Below are 12,897 nucleotides of genomic sequence, written 5' to 3' on the forward strand. Positions count from 1 at the left end.
CCTCGTCACTTTCCATCACCGGCAACCCCAGGAGACACATCATGAAGAACCTCATATCCCCTTTGCTCACCGCCATCGCCGGCGCACTGATGCTGGCCATGTCGCCCGCCCAGGCGCAGACCAAGGCCCCCGAAAAAGTCACGCTGATGCTCAACTGGTACCTCTACAGCGAGCACGCGCCCTTCTTCCTCGGCAAGGAACGCGGCTTCTACGCAGAGGAAGGCATAGACCTGGACATCCAGGAGGGCCGCGGCTCGGCCGTCACCGCCCAGGCCGTAGCGGCCAAGTCCGCCACCTTCGGCTACATCGACGTCACCACCATGATCAAGGCTGCCGCCAAGGGCGCGCCGCTCAAGTCCACCGGCGTGCTGTTCCAGCTGAGCCCCATGTCGGTCATGGGCTTTGCCGACAAGAACATCAAGACGCCCAAAGACATCATCGGCAAGACCGTGGCCACCACGCCGGGCGATTCGATGTCGCAGATGTGGCCGCTGTTCCTCAAGGTCAACAACATCCAGGCCGACCAGGTCAAGATCGTCTCGGGCGACGGCCAGACCAAGCTCAATGCCGTGATGAACGGCCAGGCCGACCTGCTGCTCGGTTATGTGATGGACCAGGCCATCAAGCTGCAGGATGCCACCGGCAAGCAGGTCTACCCGATACGCTTCGCCGATTCGGGCATCAACCAGATCAGCTCCGGCATCATCGCCAACAAAAACCTGCTGACAGAGAACCCCGACCTGGTCAAACGCTTTATGCGCGCCTCCACGCGCGCCGCCGAGGCTGCAGAGAAAAGCCCTGAAGCGGCCGTCGACGCGATGCTCAAGGCCAACCCCAAGGCCGGCGTGCGCGACACGCTGATCGTCGGCATGAAACAAAGCGTGGCGCTGTACCACACCAAGGAAACCGCCAGCCAGCGCCCATTCCGCGTCAGCATGAAAAACGTCAGCGACTCGCTGGACCTGCTGGTGCAGTACGGCGGCATGGATGCCTCCACGCGCGGCAAGCCGGAGGACTATGTGAGCCTGGACTTTCTCCCCACGAACTGAAGAAGGCGCGCCGCATCCATGCCCAACGACCACCTGATAGAAGCCCGTGGGGTCTCCAAGATCTACCAGACCAAGGACGGCCCGGTCGAGTCGCTCAAGCCCCTGGATTTTTCGATACGCGAAGGCGAATTCATCTCCGTCGTCGGGCCTTCGGGCTGCGGCAAAAGCACGCTGCTGAAAATGGTGGCCGGCCTGCTGCCCATCTCGGGCGGCACGCTGACCCTGGCGGGCAAGCCCATCAACGGGCCGCAGAAGGACGTGGGCATCGTGTTCCAGAGCGCGGTGCTGCTGGCCTGGCGCACGGTGCTCAAGAACATCCTGCTGCAGGCCGAAATGCGCCATATGCCCAAAGAACAATCGCTGGCCAAGGCAATGCAGCTGATCGAGATGGCCGGCCTCAAGGGCTTTGAGAACAAATACCCCTGGCAGCTGTCGGGCGGCATGCAGCAGCGCGCCTCGATCTGCCGAGCACTGCTGCACGATCCTTCGGTGCTGCTGATGGACGAGCCCTTCGGCGCGCTGGACGCGATGACGCGCGAGAAGATGAACCTGGAGCTGCAGCGCATCTGGTCGGCCTCGAAAAAGACCGTGCTGCTGATCACCCACAGCATTCCCGAGGCCGTGTTCCTGTCCGACCGCGTCATCGTGATGAGCGAGCGGCCGGGATCCATTGCCGCGATCTACGACATAGACCTGCCGCGCCCGCGCACACTGGACATGATGGGCTCGCCCGAGTTCGCGGTCTATGCCAAAAAGGTGCGCGCGCATTTTTATTCGCAGGGCACGCTGGACCACTGAAGCCGCACGCCATGGACGAGCCACTTCGTTTCCGTATCGACGACATCCGCTTTTCCGAGCGCGACGTGGTGCTGCGCCTGCCCTTCCGCTTTGGCGCGGCCACCGTGACTTCCTGCCCCCAGGTCTATGTGCGGGCCCGCATACGCTTCCCCGACGGGTCGACCTCAGAGGGATGCGCGGCGGAAATGATGATCCCGAAGTGGTTCGACAAAAACCCGGCCCTGTCGAACGAAGACAACTTCCAGCAGTTGCGCGATGCGCTCACGGCCGCCCGCGCCGCCTACAGCGCCGATACCTCGGCCCGGACCGCCTGGCAGCACTTCGCGCACCATTACCCCGCGCTGATGGCCAGCGGCGCGGCCGCGGGCCTGAACCCGCTGGCTGCCAGCTACGGCCCCGCCTTGCTGGACCGCGCGATCCTGGACGCACTGCTGCTCAAGCTCAATTGCAGCTTTGCCGCCGGCATGAGCGCCAATGCGGCCGGCATGGACCTGCGCGACAGCGGCCTGGCCGCCGACCTGCGCGATTTCGACATGGCGCGCTTCCTGTCGCTGCAAATGCCGCGCAAACAGATCGCGGCGCGGCATACCGTCGGGCTGGCCGACGCGATCACCCAAGTGGACAAATCGGTCCATGAGCCCACCGACGGCCTGCCGACCTCGCTGGAGTCGGCCGTCACGCGTTACGGCCACCGTCATTTCAAGATCAAGCTCAGCGGCGACACCGAAACCGACATGGCGCGCCTGACGGCCATCAGCCATGTGCTGGAAGGCGTGGCGCGCGTCGTCACGCTGGACGGTAATGAGCAATACGCCAGCGCGGGCGCCTTCGCCGACTTTTTCGCGCAATTCACCGCTGCCCCCCAGCTCGCGCCGTTGCTGGCCTGCACCGCCTTCGTGGAGCAGCCGCTGCGCCGCGACCAGGCGCTGGTGCAGGACGTGTCGGTGCTGGCCAAACACATTCCCCTGCTGGTGGATGAATCCGATGCCACGCTGGATGCCTTCGTCCAGGCCAGGGCGCTGGGCTACACCGGTGTGTCCAGCAAAAGCTGCAAGGGTTTCTACAAGTCGGTCATCAACGCCGCGCGCTGCGCCATGTGGAACCAGGCAACGCCCGGTGCACCCTACTTTCTCTCGGGCGAGGACCTCACCATGCAGGCAGGCCTGGGCGTGCAGCAGGACTTGGCGCTGGTCGGCTGGCTGGGCCTGGCGCACGTGGAGCGCAACGGCCACCACTACGTCAACGGGCTGATGGCCGCCCCCGAGGCCGAGCAGCAAAACCTGCTGCTGGGGCACGACACGCTGTACGAGTACAGCTTTGACGCCGTGCGGCTGCGCATCAAGGGCGGGCAGATTTCGCTGGGCTCACTCGACAGTCCCGGCTTCGCCACCGGCCAGGCCGGCGGCCATATTTCCTGGGACGCGATGCGTTCCGATTACTAAACCTCCGCAACAAGGAAACACACATGAGCACACAACGACTCGGCATCATCATGCACGGCGTGACCGGGCGCATGGGCATGAACCAGCACCTGATCCGCTCCATCGTGGCGATCCGCAAACAGGGCGGCGTCACGCTGTCCAACGGCGGCAAGGCCATGCCCGACCCTATCCTGATAGGCCGCAACGCTGAAAAGATCGAAGCCCTGGCCAAGGCCCACGGCATCTCGCGCTGGGGAACCGACCTCGACGAGGCCTTGAAGAACAAGGACGACACGATCTTCTTCGATGCCGGCACCACGCAGATGCGCCCCACCTTGCTGGCCAAGGCCATCCGCGCCGGCAAACACGTCTACTGCGAAAAACCGATCGCCACCAACCTCAACGAAGCCGTCGAGATCGCCCGCCTGGCTGAAAAGTCCGGCCTGAAACACGGCGCCGTGCAAGACAAACTTTTCCTGCCCGGCCTGCGCAAGCTCGACATGCTGCGCCGCGCCGGCTTCTTCGGCAAGATGCTGTCGGTGCGCCTGGAGTTCGGCTACTGGGTGTTCGAAGGTGACCTGCAGCCGATCCAGCGCCCAAGCTGGAACTACCGCACCGAAGACGGCGGCGGCATGATCCTGGACATGATGTGCCACTGGCGCTACGTGCTGGACAACCTGTTCGGTGAGGTCAAGTCCATCTCCTGCATAGGCGCCACCCACATCCCCCAGCGCTGGGACGAAACCGGCAAGCCTTACAAGGCCACCGCCGACGATGCGGCCTATGCCACGGCCGAACTCACAGGCCACAGCGGCGAGGCAGTGATCGCCCAGATGAACATGTCCTGGGCCACCCGCGTGAACCGCGAAGACCTGGTCACCTTCCACGTCGACGGCACACACGGCTCAGCCGTTGCCGGCCTCTCCTCTTGCAAGGCCCAGTCGCGCGTCAACACGCCACGCCCGGTCTGGAACCCGGACGAGAAGCAGACGATGAATTTCTCTGACCAGTGGCAGGAAGTGCCGGACACCCAGACCTACGACAACGGCTTCAAGATCCAGTGGGAACACTTCATCCGCCACGTGGTGGAAAACGAGCCTTACAAATGGACCTTGCCCGAAGGCGCCAAGGGCGTGCAGCTGGTCGAGGCGGCCCTGCAAAGCTGGAAAGAACGGCGCTGGATCGACGTGCCGCCGCTCAAAGTCTGAAGGAAATTCCCATGGCACTGACACTCTCCTTGCCCGCGGCCGGCGGCGGCCTGCAGCCCTATACCTTGCGCGGCAAAGCGCCGGCCGCGCCCGCGCCCGGCACGCGTTTCAACCGCATCGCCTATTCCGCCGCGCACGTAGTCGCCGACCCGCTGGCGGCGGTAGACCCATGGCTGGCCTGCGCGGTCGACTGGGACGCCACCATCGCCTACCGCCGCCACCTGTGGTCGCTGGGCCTGGGGGTGGCCGAAGCCATGGACACCGCCCAGCGCGGCATGGGCCTGGACTGGCCGACCTCGCTGGAGCTGATACGTCGCTCGCTGGACGCAGCCAAAGACATGCCGGGCGCATTGGTGGCTTCCGGCTGCGGCACCGACCACCTGGTGCTGGAAAACGTCAAGAACGTCGACGAAGTCATCGCCGGCTATGAAGAGCAGATGGCCGCGATTGAAAAACTCGGCGGCAAGCTCATCGTCATGGCCAGCCGCGCACTGGCCCGCGTCGCCAGAAGCCCGGCGGATTACGAACGTGTCTACGACCGCATCCTGAGCCAGGCCAAACAACCGGTCGTGCTGCACTGGCTGGGCGACATGTTCGACCCGGCGCTGGCCGGCTACTGGGGCAGCCCCGATACCGACCGCGCCATGGACACGGCGCTCGGCATCATCGCGGCGCACGCCGGAAAGGTCGACGGCATCAAGATCTCGCTGCTCGACAAGGACAAGGAAATCGCCATGCGCCGAAAGCTGCCCACCGGCGTGCGCATGTACACCGGTGACGACTTCAACTACGCCGAGCTGATCGCCGGTGACGGCTTCGGCAAGGAAGCGACGCACGGCCAGAGCGATGCCTTGCTGGGCATCTTTGATGCCATCGCGCCGGCCGCGAGCGCGGCGCTCGGTGAACTGGCGCAAGGCAATGTGGAGAAATTCCACGCCATCCTCGGCCCCACCGTGCCGCTGTCGCGCCACATCTTCGCCGCGCCCACGCGCTTTTACAAAACCGGCGTGGTCTTCATGGCCTGGCTCAACGGCCACCAGAAGCACTTCACGATGGTGGGTGGACAGCAGAGCACGCGTTCACTGCAGCATTTCGCCGAACTGTTCCGCCTCGCCGATGCGGCCAACCTGCTGGAGCAGCCCGAGTTGGCGGTGCGGCGCATGAAGACTTTACTGGCGCTGCACGGCGTCGAGTAAGCAAGAAGAAGTCGCAAGAGCTTCCCGAGTCTATTTTTACGACCTCTGGAGACAACCATGAAGACACGCTTTTTCCTCAAGGCCAGCCTGGCCGCCGGCCTCGCAGCCGCAGCCTTCGGCGCCGCGGCGCAGGCCTATCCCAGCCGCCCAGTCAAGGTCATCATTCCCTTCCCGCCCGGCGGCACGCTGGATGCGGTGGGCCGGCAGCTGGCGCAGAAACTCGGTGAGCAGATGGGCCAGCCCTTTGTGGTGGAAAACCGTGCGGGCGGCAACGGCACCATCGGTGCGCATGTGGTCGCGCAGGCGCCTGCAGACGGCTACACCCTGCTCTTCAACGCTTCCACTTTCACCACCGCACCCATGACCATGAAGTCCGTGCCCTACGGTGTGGTGAAAGACTTCACGCCCGTCTCGCTCGTTGCCAAGGCGCCCTTGTCGATTGCCATCAACAAGAACCTGCCGATCACCGACGTGAAGTCGCTGATTGCCCACGCCAAGGCCAACCCCGGCAAGATGACGTTTGCGGTCGGCTCCATCGGCTCGGCCGGCCACCTGTCAACCGAATTGCTCAAGCGCGCCGGCGGCATCGAATACACCGTGGTGCCCTACAAGGGTACGGCGCCGGCTTTCCAGGATTTGATTGGCGGCCAGATCGACGGCTTTATCGACCCCATCCTCGGCTCGCTGCAGTACCACAAGAGCGGCCTGTTGCGCGTCGTTGCCATCACCGGCGACAAGCGCGTGCCCAACCTGCCTGATGTGCCGACCGTGGCAGAGACGATTCCCGGCTATGAGTTTTACAGCTGGTACGGCCTGTGGGGCCCGGCAAAATTGCCGGCGGACATCACGCAGAAACTCAACGCCGAAACCAACAAGGCGCTGGCAAGCGACATGCGCGAGAAACTCCTCCAGCAAGGCCTGGTGCTGACGCCCGGTACGCCCGACGATTTCGCGAAATTCCAGAACGCCGATATGGCGCGCTCACAGAAGATCATCACGGAGGGCAACATCCGTGTTGAGTAACAGACACAACCATGGCCACTGAAGACGTGAAACGCGCCCTGGTCACGGGCAGCAGTTCGGGCATAGGCCAGGCCATCGCCCAGGCCTTGCTGGACGGTGGCTGGGACGTGATCGGCCTGGACATCGCGCCCGCGCGCATCGTGCACCCGGCGTTTTCGTCCACCGAGGTCAACCTCTGCCATGCGCAGGCCACGGAGCAGGCCGTGCGCTCGGCGGGTGCCGTGCAGGCCCTGGTCCACGCTGCCGGCGTGCTGCGCGTGGGCCGGCTTGGCGAGCTCTCCAACGAGGATTCGGCGCTGATGTGGCAGCTGCATGTCGATGCTGTCACGCGCATTGCCAACCAGGTCGTCCCCGCCATGGCGCAGGCCGGCGCGGGCCGCGTGGTGCTCATCGGTAGCCGCGTGGCGCTCGGCATGGCAGGCCGCAGCCAGTACGCGGCAACCAAGGCCGCGCTGGTGGCGCTGGCGCGCAGCTGGGCTGCAGAAACCGTGGCTTCGGGTGTCACCGTCAATGTGGTGTCACCGGCCGCCACCGAAACCGCCATGCTCGCCGACCCTGCGCGCACGACGGTCCCGCCGAAGTTACCGCCGCTGGGCCGGCTGATACGGCCGTCGGAGATCGCCGCGCTGGTCGCCTTCCTGCTCTCGCCCGATGCCGCGGCCATCACCGGCCAGGACATCCAGGTCTGTGGAGGCGCGTCGCTCGCGGCGTGACACCATGACGGCGGCAAACTCCATCGGCGTTGTCGGGCTGGGCCTGGTCGGCATGGCGCTGGCACGGCGCTTGATGGCCGCCGGTTTCCAGGTCACCGGGTTCGACCTGCGCGAAGAAGCCCGGGCAGCCCTCACCGCCCAGGGCGGCCGCGCTGCCGGCTCCCTGGCCGAAGTGGCAAATGCGGCTTCCTGCATGGTGCTGGCCGTCTTCAACACCGCCGACGTGCTCAAAGTGGTCGAAGGGCCGGGAGGCCTGCTGTCCGTCTTCGGCGTTCGCAGCATCATCGACTGCTCCACCGGCACACCCCATGAGCTCGAAGCCCTGGCCGCGCGGCTGGGGGCGCGCGGCATCACCTTCATTGAAGCGCCGCTCTCGGGCTCCAGCCAGCAAATAGCCGCCGGTGAAGCCACCCTGCTGCAGGGTGGTGAGGCTGGTGGATTGCAGGCATGCGAGTCCGTGCTGTCCGCCATTTCAGGCAAACGCATCCACGTCGGCGGCGCCGGCATGGGTGCCAAGGCCAAGCTCGCGACCAACCTCGTGCTGGGCCTGAACCGGGCGGCACTGGCTGAAGGCATGGTCTTCGCCGAAAGCCTGGGCATAGGCCCCGAGCAGTTCCTGGCGCTGGTGCTGGCCAGCCCCGCCACGTCCGGTGCGGCCGAGGCCAAGGGCAGGATGATGGTAGAGGGAGACTTTGCGCCGCAGTCGCGCATTCACCAGCATCTCAAGGACGTCACGCTGATGATCCAGGGCGCCGCGGCCGAAGGCCAGAAACTGCCCTTGTCTGAAACCCATGCGGCCCTGTTGCGCGCGGCCATCGACGCCGGTGACGGCGAGCTCGACAACGCGGCCATCATCCGCGAATTGCGCCGGCGCAAAACCGCGCCGCCTTCATCGACCTGATTGAAGTTCCACCCATGAGAAACTTTTCCCAAGACCACCGCTGGCTTTCCATCAACACCGCGACCGTGCGCAAAAGCCGGGGCGTCGAGCAGCCGCTGACGGAGATCCTCGAAGCCTGCGCGGCGCGCGGCATACGCGCGGTCTCGCCCTGGCGCGACCAGGTGGCCGCAGCCGGCCTGCCGGCGATCTCAAAACTCGTCAAAACCCACGGGCTTGAACTCTCGGGTTACTGCCGGGGCGGCATGTTTCCTGCAACCGATGCGGCGGGCATCCAGGCCGCGCACGACGACAACCGCCGCGCCGTCGACGAGGCCTGCGAACTGAACGCCGCCTGCCTGGTGCTGGTAGTGGGCGGCCTGCCCGGCGCGCTGGCCGGCAAGGCGGCGCACAAGGACATCGCCTTGTCGCGCAGCCAGGTGCATGATGGCATCGCCGCATTGCTGGAATACGCCAGGCCCCGCAAGATGCCGCTTGCCATCGAACCGCTGCACCCTATGTATGCCGCCGACCGCGCCTGCATCAACACCCTCGAACATGCGCTGGACGTCTGCGATGCGCTCGACCCTTCAAAGACAGGCGCGCTGGGCGTCGCAGTGGACGTCTACCACGTCTGGTGGGATCCCAAGCTCGAAGCCCAGATCCGGCGCGCCGGCAAGGAGCGGCTGCTGGCCTTTCACGTCTGCGACTGGCTGACGCCGACGACGGATTTGCTCAACGACCGCGGCATGATGGGTGACGGCGTCATCGACATCCCGAAAATCCGCGGCTGGGTGGAAGCCCAGGGCTTCGCCGGCTATAGCGAGGTAGAGATTTTTTCAGCCGGCAACTGGTGGCAGCGCGACACGGGCGAAGTGCTGGATACCTGTATCGCGAGGCACAAGTCGGCGGTTTGACGTAAGCGGTTTATCGGAAACGGTAGGACACCGCGATAAAACCCGTGTCCTGCGTGCGGCGGCTGACCAACGGGCTGTTGCGCACCGACGAATCCAGCCACTTGCGGCGCACTTGCATGGTCAGCGTCCACGGCTCACCCAGCGGCACGTCCACACCCAACCCCAGCACAGGGGACGTCGAAGCGCCCGCGTTGTACACCGAGAAGCCGCTGGCAGCCGACTCCGCCGCGCTGACGCCGTAGAGGTAGTTGTTGTATTTGGCGTTGCTGTATTCCAGCCCCACCTGCGGAAAGAAGGACCAGCTCCCGAGCTTGAACTCCGCCGCGTAGGTGGCCTCCAGCAATGTGCCGTGCGATTTGTTGGCGTCGACAAAGGCGTTCAGGAACAGGGCTCCGTAAGGCGTTTCCTGGAAGGTGCCTATGCCCAGCGGGATCGGTGTCTTGCGGTCTTTCAGGCCCGACAGCGCGGCAGTGTCGGCGCGCCAGCCGTCCTGGCTGACACGGCCGGCGAACTCCAGGTAGCCGTAGCCGAATTTCACGGTCTTCAGGCTCAGGGTGTCCACGCGCACGGCGAGGCGGCCGTAGTCAAAAAAACCGTAGGGCAGCAAACGGGTCTCGTTGCCCTTGCTGCGGATCACGCTTTGTGTGCCGTAGACGGCGCCGCCGACGTCGCCGCTCAGTTCGTACTTCAGCGGCGCGATCTGCGCGCCGGCCAGCACGGGCAGCAGGCACACGGCACCCAGCAGGGCACGGGGTAAAAAGGCCGTCGCATACCGGGTGTGGCTCATGAAAATCAGTATAGGGCTGGCCCCCTGTTCAAGCCATCGGAGCGCGCAAGTTCACCCAAAAACCGTTGCTACCGCGCACACGGGCCGCGGCCTGCCCCTGGGTTTTCTAGACGGCCGTGGGCATCTGCCCCGCGGCCGGCAGCGCGGTGCGGCGAACGCGGCGCACATTGAAGGCGCTGGCGATCAGCACGGCCTGCATCAGCGCCAGGCCCAGCAGCACACCACGGTACTGGCCGTGGTCCATCATCGCGCCGAAAACCAGCGGCGACACGGCCTGACCGATGTCCAGGCCCGCATACACCACGCCGTAAACCCGGCCCGAAGCGTTTTCAGGCGTCGAGCGCTTGACCAACAGGTCGCGCGAAGGCCCGGCAATACCCGAGGCAAAACCCATGACGCCGAACAGCACGGGCACCACCCATGCCGGGTAGCTGCCCAGGGCCAGCAGCAGCGCGAACACGGCCGCCACGCCAAAGCCTATGCCCACGATGCGCTCGCAACGCGCCGGGTCGGACGCGAGAAAGCCGCCGAACACCATGCCGCCGGCGCTGCACACCATGTAGATCGTCAGGCACATGGCGACCAGCGGCAGGGGCACCTCATGCAGGTGGCGCGCAGCTTCCGGCGCGAAAGCCTGCACCACGCTGAGCACGATGGCGTACCAGAAGAAGAAAGCAAAACACATCCAGACCGCGGGGATCTTCAGGAAACCCAGCGAACTGTCGACGGCCGGCACACCCTTGGCCGGGGCCGTCACGGCCAGCGTGAGCTTGTCGCGGTTAAAGACCAGCACCGCCAGCACGACAAAGGCCAGCACACCCGCGCAGGCCAAGGCCACGCGCCAGGAAAACGCGAAGGTCAGCGGCACCAGCATGGCCGGGGCCAGCGCCCAGCCCAGGCTGCCGGTGATGCCGTGCACGCTGTAGGCATGGCCCAGGCGCGGCGCACTGACCTTGCGGTTGAGCAGCGTGTAGTCGACCGGGTGGAAGACGCCGTTGCCGATGCCGGCCATCACGGCAAAGCCGGCCATCATCCAGTAGCTGGTGCTGATGGAATAACCGAAAGCCGCCAGGCCCAGCAGGGTCAGGCCGCCGAACAGGATGGGGCGCGGGCCGAAGCGGTCGACCACAAAACCCGAGAGCGCCTGCACCGCGCACGAAACGACGAAAAAAATCGTCATCAGGAAACCGAGTTCGGCGTAGCTGACGTTGAAGGCTTCCTTGAGCCAGGGAAACAGCGGCGCCAGCAGCAGCTGGCTGAAATGGCTGATCAGGTGGGCCGTGCCGACCAGGCCGATCACACTGGCGTCCTGCTTGAGGGAAATCGCGTTGCCGGCGGGCGCGGCCGCGGTGCTTGAAGTATTCATGGCGCTATCGTAGTATTGGCCCTGCCTGCTGAAATGCGACAAATAGCCATGATTCATCGAATTTCAGACAAAACCACCCGAGTGGTCATTGACCATGCACGTAGCCCCGGCCTTCGCCTCATGCCGGTGGGCGACACCGACAGCTTCACCCCCAGCCCCAGGCGGCCGGTGCGCGTGCGCGCCCGCTCCATGCCGGCCGACACCCACTTCGAACCGCATTCCCACGACTGGGCGCAACTGGCTTATTGCGCCACCGGCGTCGTGCAGGTCACGGCCGAAAGCGACAGCGCCGGCGGCGAAATCACCTACATCGTGCCGCCCTCGCGCGCGGTGTGGATCGCGCCCGGCGCGCAGCACCACATCACCGTGCTGGAGGCCGCCGAGTTCCGCACCCTCTATATCGATGCCAGCGCGACGCCCAAGGGCTGGAGCGGCTGCCGCGTGCTGGTGGTGTCGCCGCTGCTGCGCGAATCCATCAGCGCACTGGACGCCGCTTCGCCCGAACGCCCCTTGGCCCCGTCGCGCGAACAACTGCTGAACGGCCTGGTGCTGGACGAGCTCACGCATGCCGACATCCAGGCGCTGGGCGTGCCCATGCCGCACCCGCAAACCGGCGACAAGCGGCTGCGTGCCCTGTGCGAAGCCGTGCTGCGCGCGCCGGCGCAGCGCGCCACACTGGCCGAATGGGCGGCGGACATCGGCGCCAGCGAACGCACCGTGGCCAGGCTGTTCCGCGACGAGCTGGGCTTGAGCTACCAGCAGTGGCGCCAGCAGGCCATCCTGGCCCACGCCCTGCCCCTGCTCACACGCGGGCAATCGGTCAGCGCCGTGGCGGCGGCCAGCGGTTATGCCAGCGACAGCGCCTTCACCGCGATGTTCAAGGCGGCCATGGGGCAGCCGCCCAGCCATTTCCAGAAATAAACCGCTGGATTAAAGGTCACGGGCCGCCTGCCACAGCGCCTGTTTGCCGACGGTCGCGTACCAGGCCCGGAAGCGCTTGCGCTGGCTTTCAAAAGGCTCGGTTAGCGGCTCCCGCGGGTCCTGGCTCAGCGCATAGGCCATGCCTTCCACGAACCACTGCGGCTTGAACAGGAGGCGCAAGGTGCCTAAGCGCTCGGCCTGCGCACAGTGAATCAATTCATGGCGCACAAAATAAGACTCCCAGGCGCGCGGGCCTATCACCGTGCCCCAGGTACCCAGGGTGACCGCCGCGCGCGCACCAAGGCCGAATGCGTCGGCGCAGGCCTGCGACGCGCAAAAGATGACGCGGGGTTTGCCTTTGAAGGGGCCCAGCAGCTCCGGCACAAAAGCCATGCCCTCGGCGTAGAGGCCGGCGGCCTGCACCAGCCGGGAGGCGTCGTCGACGCAGACCGAAGCGTTCAGGCAGTGCAGGCCCATCAGCCCCGGCGCAACCACCCGCACAGGCTTGACCGCGAACCAGGTGACCAAGGGAACAACCACCAGCATCAGCAGCAGGCGGGCTTTTAGGGAGGGGCGGGCCAGGCGCATGCGATGGAGGTCAGCAATGGCGCCCGGGGTTGC

The 12,897-nt window shown here is 65.5% G+C and carries 13 protein-coding genes; 10 read left to right on the forward strand and 3 right to left on the reverse strand.

The genetic code is table 11. From position 1 onward, the window contains the following. Window positions 1-41 precede the first annotated feature (41 nt). Genes AC1D0P_RS02690 through AC1D0P_RS02730 form a run of 9 tightly spaced genes read left to right on the forward strand, consistent with a single transcriptional unit; the run spans window position 42 to window position 9,202 of the window. Entirely contained in the window at window positions 42-1,049 is a 1,008-nt protein-coding gene (locus tag AC1D0P_RS02690) for an ABC transporter substrate-binding protein (protein ID WP_477675273.1), read from the forward strand. A gap of 18 nt (window positions 1,050-1,067) precedes the next feature. Continuing rightward, on the forward strand, window positions 1,068-1,847 hold the full coding sequence (locus tag AC1D0P_RS02695; RefSeq protein ID WP_477675274.1) for an ABC transporter ATP-binding protein: 780 nt from the start codon (window positions 1,068-1,070) through the stop codon (window positions 1,845-1,847). Between the two features lie 11 nt (window positions 1,848-1,858). Further along, a complete protein-coding gene (locus AC1D0P_RS02700; protein WP_477675275.1) occupies window positions 1,859-3,289 on the forward strand; it encodes an enolase C-terminal domain-like protein in 1,431 nt (476 codons plus the stop codon). A gap of 23 nt (window positions 3,290-3,312) precedes the next feature. Further along, window positions 3,313-4,476, forward strand: coding sequence for a Gfo/Idh/MocA family protein (locus tag AC1D0P_RS02705; RefSeq protein ID WP_477675276.1), 1,164 nt, complete (start codon window positions 3,313-3,315; stop codon window positions 4,474-4,476). A gap of 11 nt (window positions 4,477-4,487) precedes the next feature. Beyond that, window positions 4,488-5,672, forward strand: a complete 1,185-nt coding sequence (locus tag AC1D0P_RS02710) for a dihydrodipicolinate synthase family protein (RefSeq protein WP_477675277.1) — start codon at window positions 4,488-4,490, stop codon at window positions 5,670-5,672. Between the two features lie 57 nt (window positions 5,673-5,729). After that, window positions 5,730-6,695 carry a Bug family tripartite tricarboxylate transporter substrate binding protein gene (locus AC1D0P_RS02715; RefSeq protein ID WP_477675278.1) on the forward strand — a complete coding sequence of 322 codons (966 nt, stop codon included), beginning with the start codon at window positions 5,730-5,732 and terminating at the stop codon, window positions 6,693-6,695. Between the two features lie 11 nt (window positions 6,696-6,706). Next, on the forward strand, window positions 6,707-7,408 hold the full coding sequence (locus AC1D0P_RS02720; RefSeq protein ID WP_477675279.1) for an SDR family NAD(P)-dependent oxidoreductase: 702 nt from the start codon (window positions 6,707-6,709) through the stop codon (window positions 7,406-7,408). A 4-nt stretch (window positions 7,409-7,412) separates the two neighbouring features. Next, on the forward strand, window positions 7,413-8,309 hold the full coding sequence (locus AC1D0P_RS02725) for an NAD(P)-dependent oxidoreductase (protein ID WP_477675280.1): 897 nt from the start codon (window positions 7,413-7,415) through the stop codon (window positions 8,307-8,309). 14 nt (window positions 8,310-8,323) lie between these two features. Then, window positions 8,324-9,202 (forward strand): sugar phosphate isomerase/epimerase family protein, encoded by an 879-nt coding sequence (locus AC1D0P_RS02730; protein WP_477675281.1) that lies wholly within the window; start codon window positions 8,324-8,326, stop codon window positions 9,200-9,202. A 10-nt stretch (window positions 9,203-9,212) separates the two neighbouring features. Here AC1D0P_RS02730 and AC1D0P_RS02735 read toward each other — a convergent pair whose 3' ends face one another. Both AC1D0P_RS02735 and AC1D0P_RS02740 read right to left on the reverse strand, forming a co-directional pair. Beyond that, window positions 9,213-9,989, reverse strand: coding sequence for a MipA/OmpV family protein (locus AC1D0P_RS02735; protein WP_477675282.1), 777 nt, complete (start codon window positions 9,987-9,989; stop codon window positions 9,213-9,215). 106 nt (window positions 9,990-10,095) lie between these two features. Beyond that, on the reverse strand, window positions 10,096-11,355 hold the full coding sequence (locus tag AC1D0P_RS02740; RefSeq protein ID WP_477675283.1) for an MFS transporter: 1,260 nt from the start codon (window positions 11,353-11,355) through the stop codon (window positions 10,096-10,098). 81 nt (window positions 11,356-11,436) lie between these two features. Here AC1D0P_RS02740 and AC1D0P_RS02745 point away from each other — a divergent pair, with 81 nt between their 5' ends. Next, window positions 11,437-12,276 carry an AraC family transcriptional regulator gene (locus AC1D0P_RS02745; protein WP_477675284.1) on the forward strand — a complete coding sequence of 280 codons (840 nt, stop codon included), beginning with the start codon at window positions 11,437-11,439 and terminating at the stop codon, window positions 12,274-12,276. Between the two features lie 9 nt (window positions 12,277-12,285). Here the strand turns inward: AC1D0P_RS02745 and AC1D0P_RS02750 are convergent, their stop codons facing one another. Continuing rightward, window positions 12,286-12,864 (reverse strand): hypothetical protein, encoded by a 579-nt coding sequence (locus AC1D0P_RS02750; RefSeq protein WP_477675285.1) that lies wholly within the window; start codon window positions 12,862-12,864, stop codon window positions 12,286-12,288. Window positions 12,865-12,897 lie beyond the last annotated feature (33 nt).

It is taken from the genome of Polaromonas sp. P1_G2 (genome assembly GCF_056405515.1).

Bases quoted from the DNA above. Each gene is read 5' to 3' on its own strand.
- AC1D0P_RS02735 (WP_477675282.1), bottom strand. From the start codon at position 9,989: ATGAGCCACACCCGGTATGCGACGGCCTTTTTACCCCGTGCCCTGCTG.
- AC1D0P_RS02740 (WP_477675283.1), bottom strand. From the start codon at position 11,355: ATGAATACTTCAAGCACCGCGGCCGCGCCCGCCGGCAACGCGATTTCC.
- AC1D0P_RS02700 (WP_477675275.1), top strand. From the start codon at position 1,859: ATGGACGAGCCACTTCGTTTCCGTATCGACGACATCCGCTTTTCCGAG.
- AC1D0P_RS02715 (WP_477675278.1), top strand. From the start codon at position 5,730: ATGAAGACACGCTTTTTCCTCAAGGCCAGCCTGGCCGCCGGCCTCGCA.
- AC1D0P_RS02695 (WP_477675274.1), top strand. From the start codon at position 1,068: ATGCCCAACGACCACCTGATAGAAGCCCGTGGGGTCTCCAAGATCTAC.
- AC1D0P_RS02720 (WP_477675279.1), top strand. From the start codon at position 6,707: ATGGCCACTGAAGACGTGAAACGCGCCCTGGTCACGGGCAGCAGTTCG.
- AC1D0P_RS02705 (WP_477675276.1), top strand. From the start codon at position 3,313: ATGAGCACACAACGACTCGGCATCATCATGCACGGCGTGACCGGGCGC.
- AC1D0P_RS02725 (WP_477675280.1), top strand. From the start codon at position 7,413: ATGACGGCGGCAAACTCCATCGGCGTTGTCGGGCTGGGCCTGGTCGGC.
- AC1D0P_RS02710 (WP_477675277.1), top strand. From the start codon at position 4,488: ATGGCACTGACACTCTCCTTGCCCGCGGCCGGCGGCGGCCTGCAGCCC.
- AC1D0P_RS02690 (WP_477675273.1), top strand. From the start codon at position 42: ATGAAGAACCTCATATCCCCTTTGCTCACCGCCATCGCCGGCGCACTG.
- AC1D0P_RS02730 (WP_477675281.1), top strand. From the start codon at position 8,324: ATGAGAAACTTTTCCCAAGACCACCGCTGGCTTTCCATCAACACCGCG.
- AC1D0P_RS02750 (WP_477675285.1), bottom strand. From the start codon at position 12,864: ATGCGCCTGGCCCGCCCCTCCCTAAAAGCCCGCCTGCTGCTGATGCTG.